The sequence below is a fragment of the Calidithermus terrae genome (genome assembly GCF_003574345.1).
Taxonomy (GTDB): domain Bacteria; phylum Deinococcota; class Deinococci; order Deinococcales; family Thermaceae; genus Calidithermus; species Calidithermus chliarophilus.
Window position 1 is genome coordinate 1 of sequence record NZ_QXDL01000141.1, and the last position, 10,575, is coordinate 10,575.

Genomic DNA, 10,575 nt, shown 5'->3' on the forward strand with positions numbered 1-10,575 from the left:
CCCCCCAACCCACGCCCACCCCCAAGCCGCAGCCCGCGCTGCAGGACAAGGGAGGTTCGTATGGTTCAGACTAGCCCTTCGGCGGCCCCCTCCGAGCGCAAGGCGCGCCTCGAGGTCCTCACCCTCTCCACCCTCGGCTTCACCCTGATGTTCGCGGTGTGGCTGATGTTCGGGGTGCTGGGCGTGCCCATCCGCAAGGAGTTCGGCCTCAACGACGTGCAGCTTTCGTGGCTGTCGGCGGTGGCTATCCTCAACGGCTCGATCTGGCGGCTGGCGGCGGGCATCCTGGCCGACCGCTACGGCGGCAAGGTGATCTTCACCGCCATGCTCTTCCTCACCGCCATCCCCGCCTTTTTGGTCGCCCACGTCAGCAGCTACCAGACCCTGTTGTTCTACGCCTTCTTAGTGGGCTTCGCGGGCAACGCCTTCAGCGTGGGCATCGCCTGGAACTCGGCCTGGTTCCCCAAGGACCAGCAGGGCCTGGCGCTGGGGGTCTTCGGCGCGGGCAACGTGGGGGCCAGCGTCACCAAGTTCATCGGCCCGGCCCTCATCGCCCTCACCCCGGCGGCCGGCTACCTGGGCGGCGTGATCCCCGGCGGCTGGCGCTTCGTGCCCTTCCTCTACGGCGTGCTGCTCATCCTCATGGGCCTGGCGATGTGGGCTTTCACCCCCCGCGCCGACCGCAAGCCGGGGCGGGGCCGCCCGCTGGGCGAGATGCTGCGCCCCTTGCGCAACGTGCGGGTGTGGCGCTTCAGCCTCTACTACGTGGTGGTCTTCGGGGCCTACGTGGCGCTGTCGGCCTGGCTGCCCAAGTACTACGTGGACGTCTTCGGCCTGCCGCTGTACCAGGCCGCGCTGCTCACGGCGCTGTTCATCTTCCCGGCCTCGCTGCTGCGGCCGCTGGGCGGCTACCTCTCCGACCGCTTCGGCGCGCGGCGGGTGATGTACTGGACCTTCGGGACGCTGCTGTTCTCGAGCTGGCTGCTGTCCATGCCCGACGGGCACATCGTGCTCTACCTGCCCAGCAAGTACGAAGCCGACGGCATGCGCGAGGTGCTGCCCTACACCATGACCGTGTGGCCCTTCACCCTGCTGGTCTTCCTGGTGGGCGTGGCGATGGGGGTGGGCAAGGCCGCGGTCTACAAGCACATCCCCGAGTACTTCCCCAGCGACGTGGGCGCGGTGGGCGGCTTAGTGGGGATGCTGGGGGCTTTGGGCGGCTTCTTCCTGCCCCCGCTCTTCGCCTACACCCAAGCGGTCACCGGCATGCCCCAGACCACCTTCATGGTGCTCTTCGCGCTGACGCTGGTCTCGGCCATCTGGATGCACCTCACGGTGATCTCCCTGCTCAACAAGGCCGCGCCGCAGCTCAGGGGCAAGTTCGAGCACGTCGAACACGGAGGTGATTGACCGTGGCCGTACGCAAAATTCCTACCGAGGGGGGAACCTGGCTCTCCCGCTGGGAGCCCGAAGACCCCGACTTCTGGCAGAAGACCGGCAAACCCCTGGCCTGGCGCACCCTCTGGGTCACCACCTTCAGCCTCACCCTCTCCTTCATCGTCTGGTTCATGGTCTCGGCCATCGTGGTGCGCCTGCCCAACATCGGCTTCAACTTCACCACCACCCAGCTCTTCTGGCTCACCGCCATGCCGGGCCTGGCCGGGGGGATGCTGCGCATCGTCTGGACCTTCCTGCCGCCCGTCCTGGGCACCCGCCACCTGATCACCTTCTCCACCTTGCTGCTGCTGATCCCGGTGCTGGGCTGGAGCTACGCCATCGCCAACCCCGCCACCCCGTACTGGGTGCTGCTGCTGCTGGCCTTCCTGGCGGGGGTGGGGGGCGGGAACTTCTCGGGCTTCATGCCCTCGACGAGCTACTTCTTCCCCAAGCGCCTGCAGGGCACGGCCCTGGGCATCCAGGCGGGCATCGGCAACTTCGGCGTCTCGGTGGTGCAGTTCCTCACGCCGTGGGTGGTGGGCTTCGCCCTCTTCGGCAGCAGCCTGGTGGGGCTGGGCGAGCCCCAGACCTACAGCAAGGGCGAGGTGAGCAAGGCCATCTGGCTGCACAACGCCGCCGAGGTTTGGATCCTGTTCATCCTGCTGGCCGCCGTGCTGGCGTGGGCCTTCCTGCGCAGCGTGCCGGTGCGGGCCAACTTCCGCGAGCAGTTCGACATCTTCCGCGACAAGCACACCTGGGTCATGACCTCGCTCTACATCGCCACCTTCGGCTCCTTCAGCGGCCTGTCGGCGGTGTTCGGCCTGCTCATCAAGCAGCTTTACGGCAAGTTCGACGGCGCCCCCGACCCCTTGGCCTACGCCTTCCTGGGCCCGCTGGTGGGCTCGGTGCTGCGCGTGATCTTCGGCCCCATCGCCGACCGGGTGGGCGGGGCACGGCTGACCCAACTGAGCACCCTCGGCATGCTGCTGAGCGCGCTGGCGCTGAGCTTCTTCCTCACCCCCGACTCCCTCGCCGAGTTCCCCTACTTCGTGGCCTCGATGCTGGCGCTGTTTTTCTTCGCGGGCATCGGCAACGCCAGCACCTTCAAGCAGATGCCCATGATCTTCGAGCCGCGCAAGGCGGGCGGGGTGATCGGCTGGACGGCGGCCGTCGCGGCCTTCGGCCCCTTCGGCTTCTCCACGCTCATCGCCGCGATCATCGCCCAGACGGGCTCGCCGACCGCCTTCTTCTACGGCCTGGCCGTGTTCTACCTCATCAACGCCGGGCTGAACTGGCACTTCTACACCCGCCGGGGCGCCGAGAAGCCCTGCTGAGCGACCGGCCCTTCCGCTCCCCCCCACGACCGGGGGGGAGTTTTATGCCTTGCCGGCAGTGGCGCATAGCCCAGGGCTGCGCCCGGCACGGTAAGGCGCGCTGCGGCTTCGCGAGGACGGGCTTACCGTCTATCGGGCATGCCTCTATGAAGCCGAATTCCGCCGCCCCGAGCGCTCGAGGCGAGTTCCTCCCGGTGGGTTTTTGAGAGAATATTCGTATTCTTAAGCCAGTCATCAGCCAGGGGGGATACAATCGGGCGGTCGTCAAACCGTTACCCGGGGATTGGTGTCTGCAACGCAGTTCTTTGCCTGAGCGATAGACATGGTTCATCCTTCGTTACGCGATATGAGCCCAGGAGTTACGTGTTGTGATCTTTGAACATCCCTTAACCCAAATCGATGCTAGCGTGGCAGGTGTGAAGCGTTTGCCGCGGTTACGTCGTGCTGAAGTTGGGGTCTACGAAACCCGCACCCTGCGGGAGCGGCTGAAGATTTCGGGGGGATTGAAGCGATGAGCAAAGCCACGGGGAATATTCAGCTCAAACTCTGGGGGCCCGCCCGCCTGGAATATCAGGGGCGCGAGATCAAGCTCCAGCGCAAAGGCCTGGCGATCCTGTACTACCTGCTGCTCGAGGGGCCCACCCGCCGCGAGGTGCTGGCCGACCTGCTGTGGGGCCACAGCGCGGCCTCGCAGAACCTGCGCGTCGAGCTCCACCGCCTGGGGCAGGCCCTGGCCCCCCTGGGCTTCACCGGCTTCCAGCCCGGGGAGGACCCCCTCAAGCCCCCGAGCTACCTGCAGCTCGACCGGGCGGCCGGGCCGGGGATGCCGATGGAGGGCCTCGAGGACATCTCCGCCGAGTTCAGGGCTTGGCTCGAGGGCCAGCGCTCGCAGCTCATGTCCGGCAGCCCCGGCGCGATGGGCCGCGAGCGGCTGGTGCAGGACGTGGCCGCCCAGATCCAGCCGCCCTTCCTGCTCATCCTCATGGGCCGCCCCGGCTCCGGCCGCACCTCCTTCGCCCAGGCCCTGGCCAAGACGCTGGGCATGCCCTTCCTGGAGGGCCCGCGCGGCTCGGGCCGCGTGCTGCACTACCTGCGCGCCCCCTACCCCGACGGGGCCGTGGAGCGCGCCCTCAACGACCGCGAGGGGTTGTGGGTCGTCGAGCGCTCCTCTTTCGGCGAGGACCCCCAGATCATCCTCGAGCTGCGCAGCCACTACCCCCCCGAGCGCACCCGCTGCATCACCCTGCCCCCGCTCTCCTGGGGCGAGGCCCGCAGCGGCCTGCTCAACCAGATGCCCTTCGCCCAGGCCGCCAAGCTCTTCCTGGCCTCGGGCGGCAGCCCGGGCTACCTGCGCGAGCTGCTGGCGATGGGCCAGTTCGACGGCGACCTGCCCCTGCCCCAGCGGGTGCGCGCGCAGGTGCAGCTCGAGGCCCGCATGCTCTCGCTGGAGGCCCGCCTGGCGCTCGAGCGCCTGTCGGTCCACCCCGCCCCCTTCACCCAGGGCCTGCTCGACGCGCTCGAAGGCACCCCCTTCCTCGACGAGCTCGAGCGCTGGGGCTGGCTGGTCTACAACGGCCAGTGGCAGTTCGCCGACGACTCCATCCGCCGCGTCCTCTACCACAGCCTCCAGCCGGGCCGCCGCCAGCAGTACCACCGCCAGGCCGCCCTGCAGATGGCCCTGGAGAACCAGACCATGCCCGAGGCCTACCACCGCCTCATGGCCGGCGACACCACCGACTGGAGCACCTTCGTGCAGGCCCTGGAGGACTGGCCCCAGTACGGCCTGCGCGCCTTCTTGGACATGCCGCTGCCCGACCTGCCCGAGCTCAGCCCCGAGGAGCTCTCGCCCGGCGGCGAGATCGCCATGCTCGAGGAGAGCCGCTTCGGCCTGGGCTTCGACACCGAGGGCCGCTACCTGCGCTGGAACCGCACCCCCTCCATCGTGGGCCCCTCCGGCCTGGAGTGGGCCACCTTCGAGGAGCCGGGCCTGCTGCACCTCAAGGGCTACGCCTACGTGGAGAACCCGCTGGGCATCGGCATCACCGGCATCGCCGCCCCGCTGGTGCTCACCCTGCGCGGCGAGCGCGAGGGCCGGGTCTACTTCCTCAAGGGCGCCAAGCCCGCCCAGCTCGACCCCCAGACCACCGTGCTGCCGCTGCCCGAGAAGCTCGACTACTGGTTCCGCGTGCCCCAGGGCGTGAGCGTGAGCCTGCACAGCGCCGCCGAGAGCGCGCTGCTCGACCTCGAGGTCAACGCCTACCGCATCAGCCAGGCCCCCGCCACCTACGAGAAGCCGCGGGTGCCGGTGTACGAGCTGTTTCCCAGCCTGGTCTCCGGGCGCATCTGGCGCTAGGCGCAGGCGTAAACGGGCGTGAAGGGAGGGGAGCGATCCCCTCCTTTTCTTGTTGCGGTCTTGCTCCCGGCCTGCTTTCTGCTCGAGCGCTGCGCCAAAGACCCACACTGAAAGGCGCTTTTCTACCAGTACTTCCACAGCGACTGGTGCAAGGGTGCCCCCGCCCCTGCTTGCCCCAGACCCACCTGTACAATATCCTGTACATATGAAGGCCATCACCTACACCCACGCCCGCCAGAACCTGGCGAAAACCATGGACGAGGTCATCGATAACCATGATCCCATCATCATCACCCGCAACAATGACCGCGCGGTGGTGATGATGAGCCTGGAAGACTTCAACGCCTGGCAGGAAACGGCCTACCTCATGTCCAACCCCGCCAACGCCCGCCGCCTGATGAGGTCGATCGAGTCGCTCGAGCAGGGCAAGGGCAGGGTTAGGGAGCTGTTGGAGGAATGAGGCTGATCTTTTCGGAGGAGGCCTGGGAGGACTACCTGTACTGGCAGAAGACCGACAAGGCCTTGCTCCGCCGTATCAACGAGCTGATCCGCGACGCCCAGCGTAACGCCTTCGACGGCCTGGGCAAGCCCGAGCCGCTCAAGCACAACCTGCAAGGCTGGTGGTCGCGGCGCATCAACCAGGAACACCGCATGGTGTACAAGGTCGAGGGCAACGACCTGATCATCGCGGTGCTGCGTTACCACTACGAGGACTGAGCCAGCACATTTTCCACTGCCCACGCCAGCCGCTCAATGTCGTCCAGGTCGTTGTAGACCTGCGCCGAGACCCGCACCCACAGCCGCCCCTGCACCGCGATCACGGGGGCTTCGATCCGGTGCTCGAACAGCAGCGCGTCCTTCAGGCGGGCGGCTTCCTCCCGGGTAGAGCCCGCGTGCCCGGGCAGGGGCACGCTGACCATGCAGCCCACCATGCTCCGGGGGGTCTCGAGGCGCGTCCCCCAGCGCTCGGTGAGGTGTTGGGCGGCCTGATGGGCCAGGGCGTGGTTGTAGCGGCGCATGGCCTCCAGGCCCAGGAAGTCCTGCATGAAGGCGATGCCCTCGGGGGCGGCCAGGAAAGGGGAGGGGTCGCGGGTGCCCACCCAGTCGAACTCCTGGTGCAGGCCCTGGTCCAGGCCCCAGGAGATCACGGGCGGGTGCAAGTCCCGCTGGCGCTCGGGCGCGACCCACAGAAAGCCGCAACTGCGGGGGGCGAAGGCCCACTTGTGCAGGTTGCCGGCGTACCAGTCCACGCCCAGGCCGGGGATGTCCAGCGGGATCGCGCCGGGCGCGTGGGCCCCGTCGGCCAGCACGGGGACTCCCTGGGCGCGGCAGGCGGCGGCCATCTCGGCCAGGGGCAGGATCAGCGCGCTCTCGGAGGTCACGTGGTCGAGGATGGCGAGCCGGGTCCGGGGCGTGACGGCTTGGGTCACGCGCTCGACGTACTCGCCGGGGTCGCGGGTGGGGAAGGGCAGGTGGACCGTGACCAGCCGGGCCCCGCGCTCGCGGGCCACGAAGGCCGCCGTGTTGATGACGGCGCCGTAGGCCAGGTCGGTGATGAGCAGCTCGTCGCCGGGCTCGAGCCTCAGCGAGCGCAGCACCGCGTTGACCCCGGTGGTGGCGTTGTCCACGAACACCAAGTCCTCGCCCCGCGCCCCCATGAAGGCGGCCACGGCCTGCGCCGCGAGCCGCATCCGGGGCGGCCGGGCCGGCGGCTCGGGCGCGAGGTTCATCAGCTCGCGCAGCAGGTAGCGGGCCGGCTGGCGCTCGATCTCGTCGCGGATCGCCTGCTGGGCCTCGAGCACCCGCCGCGGCGTGGCCCCCACCGTCCCGTGGTTGAGGTAGGTGACGCCGGGGTCCAGCAGCCAGTGCTCGAGCATCGCGCGGCCGAAGGTGAGGGGGGAGGGGTGTCGGGCAAGGTCCATAGGGGTCCTTGGGTATAAGGCTATCAGCTATCAGCCGCCAGCCGTCAGCGGGAGGCCCGTGGCCTGTAGCCGATAGTTTGTCGAGGGCCAGGGCGTCTCGCGTCTTGCGTCTTGCGTTTTGCGTACGACGTACGACGTACGACGTAAGACCCGTGTTCGGCGTTTAGCTACCGGCTACCGGCTATCAGCTATCGACCATCGACCATTGACAGTCCCCCTCAAGCCCGAGCCCGCTCGAGCTCCTCCAGCTTCTCCCGCAGCGCTGCCGCACGCTCCTTCAGAGGGATGCCCGAGGGGTTCTGCTGCTCGTGCTGCAGGATCGCCAGGGGGTGGATGTGGTGCTCGTCGGGGTTGCCGAAGAGGGAGTTGAGCAGCTCGAATTCCTCCTGCGAGCGCAGCGAGGCGTCCTCGCGGAACATGTTGAGGTAGGTCCACTGGAACTGCGGCTCGCTCACCGCGCCGCCCAAGTAGGCGTCGAGGAGGCGCTTGTAGGGCTCCAAGTTGCTGTTGCCCCCGGCCCGGCTCGGCTCCACCTTCACGTCGGGGAGGTGCTTGGCGAAGAGGGGCTCGAGGTTCTCGAGGGTGATGCTCCAGTTGTCGAGGTCGAAGAGGGGCTGCCCGTCGCGGAAGAGGATGACCTGCGGCGAGTGGTGGGTGATCCCGGTCAGCTCGGCCACGCGGTTGGAGGCGGGGCGGTGCTCGACGACCTTGATGATGCCCACCGCGATCTCGGGGCGCTCGCGCAGCACGCGCTCGACGTTGCCCCAGCCCTGCATGGTCTTGTGGCAGGTCCCGGCCTTGAAGACGGCGACGACGGGCTGGCTCTTGAGGAACTGCTCGACTTCCTCGGGGGTGGTGAGGGGGTGCATCCGCTCTCGCATAACGCCCTGAGTCTAGGGGGAGCGGGCCAGGACAATCGTCAGCGAAGACACGGCCCTAGCCCCCCGGCGTTGCTAAGCTTCCGTGGGCCGGAAGCCGGGAGGAGTGCCGGATGGAGTTGCTGCTGTGGGTCGCCGTCGGGGTCGTCGCCGTGCTGGCGCTGGTCTTGGTCCTGCTGTTCACCTCGCCTTTTTACGACCCCTTCAAGCCGAAGGACCAGGAGGACGGGGGCGGGGAGCGCTAGGCCGCGGCCCGTGGGTTCAGCCGGCCGTGCCGGCCTCGCCCGTGCGGATGAACGCGGCGACGTGGGGGTTGCGGCGCAGCTCGAGCAGGTCCTCCTCGGTGGGGAGTTGGGGCCGGTCGCGCTCGCTGTTGACCAGGCACAAGAAGCCCAGCGGCTCGTCGTCGGCGGCGCGGAACTGGTGCCAGGTGAGCGGGGGGATCGAGACCAGGTCGTGCAGGTGCAGGTCGTGGACCTCCTCGCCCACCAGGCAGCGGCCCCGGCCCCGGATCACCATGACCGCGTGGACGTGCCGGTGGCGTTCGAGGGTGGTGTGGCCGCCCGGGGCCACCTCGAAGTAGCGCCACTGCGCGGCGAGCTCGGGGTCGGCGAAGAGCACCTGGCGCGTCACGTCGCGGAAGGGCGCGGAGCCTTCGGACTTGTACTCCAGCACCTCCACCCCGTCCCAGCGGTGGTCGCCCAGGTGGGCCCGCTTGTGCTTGGCTCGAGTCACCTTCATCCCCGACAGCATACCGTGGGGCCTTTTAGCCTTTAGCCACCCGCTCGACAAACTCGCGGGCGCGCTCGAGCAGCCCGTCCCCCGCCGACAGCAGCGCCCCCCCGATGAGGAGCAGGGTGTCGGGGCCGTAGGCCGCCTTCATCTCGGGCACCCGCTCCAGGCCCATCCCCCCGGCGGGCACCGGCAGGGCGGGCCGCAGGTGGCCCCAGGGCCTGCGGGCGTTGGCGGCGAGCTCGAGGCAGGTTGGGCGGCTGTAGCTGAAGCGCCCGCCGTAGTTGGGGTAGATCACCGCGTCGGCGCCGAAGAGCCGGAAGAGCTTGCCGAAGAGCAGGGCGGGGCGGATGCGCTGCCCGGCGAAGGCCGGGTGGGCCAGCACCGGCATCCCGACCTCGCGGGTGAGCTCGTGGAAGAAGGGCAGGCCCACGATCATGGGCTCGAGCATCACCGCCCCGACGCCCTCCTCGCGGGCGATGCAGGCCTGCTCGAGCACCTTCTCGGGGCTGCCCTGGAGGTTGGGCACGTAGCAGGTGCGGCCGCCGGTGATCCGGTTGGCCTTATCCACGGCCTTACTCACGGCCCGCACCCGCTCGGCGAAGGGGGCGAAGCGCTGGTTGGCGAGGCCGTGGTCGTCCTTGACGAAGTCGAGGCCCGCCAGGGCCAGGTTGTGGGCCAGCTCGGCGAGCTGCTGTGGGCTCAGGCCCTGCGGCTTGAGGGCGGTGCAGGTGAGGGGCCGCCCCCACGCCCCCACCCGCTCGCGCAGCCCCGCCACGCCGAAGGCCGGCCCGGCGAAGGCGGCGAGCAGCGCCGGCGGGAACTCCACGTCGTGGAGCTCGACGTCCTCCTGCAGGGCGCAGTTGCCGAAGAGCATGTTAAGGAGCTGGCCCGCCTCGAGCCCGGTGGTCTCGAGCGCGAGGGTGAGGCGCACCCGGAAGAGGTCGGCCCCGACGGGCTCGACGTGCTCCACCCGGCCCAGCAATTCCCGCACGATCCAGGGGTCCCGCACGGCGGAGGGGGGGAGCTCGAGGCTCTGCTCGGTCGCGAGCGCCGCCGCCCGGGCCTCGACGTCCTCGGGCCTGCTGCGGAGGTGGTAGGTCGCGGTGAGGCGCTCCATGAGGGGTGATTCTACTGTGCCGGGGCCCGCTCGGAGGTGTAGTAGCGCAACAGCGTCGCCGCCGCGAGCGCGCCCAGCACGTGCCAGAGGGCGTGGCCCTGGAGCCAGCTTTGGGGGTTGCACAAAGTCCCCGTGGCGTCGAGCGCCCACAAGGCGAAGGCCAGGGCGTACAGCGCCAGGCCGCCGAGGAACAGGCCGGGGCGCAGGCGGGGCCGGTGGCGGCCCAGGTGGCGCAGCTCGAGGCCGATGGCGCCCAGCAGCGTTGCGGCGAAGAGCCAGCGGCGCAGGTCGGGCCAGAACCACAGCGCCAGGGCCAGCCCGGCCACGCTGAGGCCGTAGACCACGCCGAACAGGCGCCCGGGGCGCAGGCGGTACAGCAGCATCAGCACGGCCAGCAGGTACATCCCCAGCACGTCCCAGAACTGCCCGGCGAAGCTCAGCGAGGCGTGGTAGAAGGCGCTGCCAAGGCCGATGAGGAGGGCGGCGAGGACGAAGTAGGGGCGGTAGGGGCGGAAGGGGGAGGGGCTCGAGGGCTGCCTCAGGGCCCAGAGGCCGACGAGCACGAAGGCCAGCGAGGAGAGTGTGTTGGCGGGTTGGCGCACCCAGGACTCGGCGCGGACGGCCTCGCAGAAGCAGCCGGGCACACAGCTCGCCGCCCGCCAGCCCTCCCAAAAGCCCGCCGGGTTGTCCATATGCCTGCCAGTGTACCGCTGGGGTTTGGTGAACGTGGTTTTCGTGTGCTTGTTGTGTTGGTGGGGAGGGGTCGTGTTGCGGCGCGGTGCTTTGGTCTGGTGTCCCC

General features: G+C 69.2%; 11 protein-coding genes. 6 read left to right on the forward strand and 5 right to left on the reverse strand.

From position 1 onward, the window contains the following. The first annotated feature begins 60 nt into the window (after positions 1-60). The 5 genes from Mterra_RS14700 to Mterra_RS14720 all read left to right on the forward strand — a co-directional run bounded on the left by Mterra_RS14700 (position 61) and on the right by Mterra_RS14720 (position 5,841). Entirely contained in the window at positions 61-1,410 is a 1,350-nt protein-coding gene (locus Mterra_RS14700) for an MFS transporter (protein ID WP_119315857.1), read from the forward strand. A gap of 2 nt (positions 1,411-1,412) precedes the next feature. Then, the gene (locus Mterra_RS14705) at positions 1,413-2,771 is read left to right on the forward strand and encodes an MFS transporter (RefSeq protein ID WP_119315858.1); all 1,359 of its coding nucleotides are present in this window, start codon (positions 1,413-1,415) and stop codon (positions 2,769-2,771) included. A gap of 511 nt (positions 2,772-3,282) precedes the next feature. Continuing rightward, positions 3,283-5,124 carry an AfsR/SARP family transcriptional regulator gene (locus tag Mterra_RS14710; protein WP_119315859.1) on the forward strand — a complete coding sequence of 614 codons (1,842 nt, stop codon included), beginning with the start codon at positions 3,283-3,285 and terminating at the stop codon, positions 5,122-5,124. A gap of 205 nt (positions 5,125-5,329) precedes the next feature. Then, the gene (locus tag Mterra_RS14715) at positions 5,330-5,584 is read left to right on the forward strand and encodes a type II toxin-antitoxin system Phd/YefM family antitoxin (RefSeq protein WP_119315860.1); all 255 of its coding nucleotides are present in this window, start codon (positions 5,330-5,332) and stop codon (positions 5,582-5,584) included. After that, complete coding sequence (locus Mterra_RS14720) at positions 5,581-5,841, forward strand: Txe/YoeB family addiction module toxin (protein WP_119315861.1); 261 nt, start codon at positions 5,581-5,583, stop codon at positions 5,839-5,841. The genes Mterra_RS14715 and Mterra_RS14720 overlap by 4 nt, the downstream gene beginning before the upstream one ends. Here Mterra_RS14720 and Mterra_RS14725 read toward each other — a convergent pair. Both Mterra_RS14725 and Mterra_RS14730 read right to left on the reverse strand, forming a co-directional pair. Further along, positions 5,829-7,046, reverse strand: coding sequence for an aminotransferase class V-fold PLP-dependent enzyme (locus Mterra_RS14725; protein ID WP_119315862.1), 1,218 nt, complete (start codon positions 7,044-7,046; stop codon positions 5,829-5,831). The genes Mterra_RS14720 and Mterra_RS14725 overlap by 13 nt on opposite strands. A 218-nt stretch (positions 7,047-7,264) precedes the next feature. Further along, a complete protein-coding gene (locus tag Mterra_RS14730) occupies positions 7,265-7,927 on the reverse strand; it encodes a thioredoxin family protein (protein WP_245971644.1) in 663 nt (220 codons plus the stop codon). A 110-nt stretch (positions 7,928-8,037) separates the two neighbouring features. Between Mterra_RS14730 and Mterra_RS23465 the strand changes: the two genes are divergently transcribed. After that, a complete protein-coding gene (locus Mterra_RS23465; protein WP_275054656.1) occupies positions 8,038-8,169 on the forward strand; it encodes a hypothetical protein in 132 nt (43 codons plus the stop codon). 16 nt (positions 8,170-8,185) lie between these two features. On the opposite strand, the gene Mterra_RS14735 is transcribed toward Mterra_RS23465, so the two are convergent. The 3 genes from Mterra_RS14735 to Mterra_RS14745 are packed head-to-tail and all read right to left on the reverse strand — an operon-like array spanning position 8,186 to position 10,468. Then, a complete protein-coding gene (locus Mterra_RS14735) occupies positions 8,186-8,665 on the reverse strand; it encodes a cupin domain-containing protein (RefSeq protein WP_119315864.1) in 480 nt (159 codons plus the stop codon). Positions 8,666-8,690: 25 nt separating this feature from the next. After that, positions 8,691-9,776 (reverse strand): RuBisCO large subunit C-terminal-like domain-containing protein, encoded by a 1,086-nt coding sequence (locus Mterra_RS14740; RefSeq protein ID WP_119315865.1) that lies wholly within the window; start codon positions 9,774-9,776, stop codon positions 8,691-8,693. Positions 9,777-9,787: 11 nt separating this feature from the next. Continuing rightward, positions 9,788-10,468, reverse strand: coding sequence for a ceramidase domain-containing protein (locus Mterra_RS14745; protein WP_119315866.1), 681 nt, complete (start codon positions 10,466-10,468; stop codon positions 9,788-9,790). Positions 10,469-10,575: the final 107 nt, after the last annotated feature.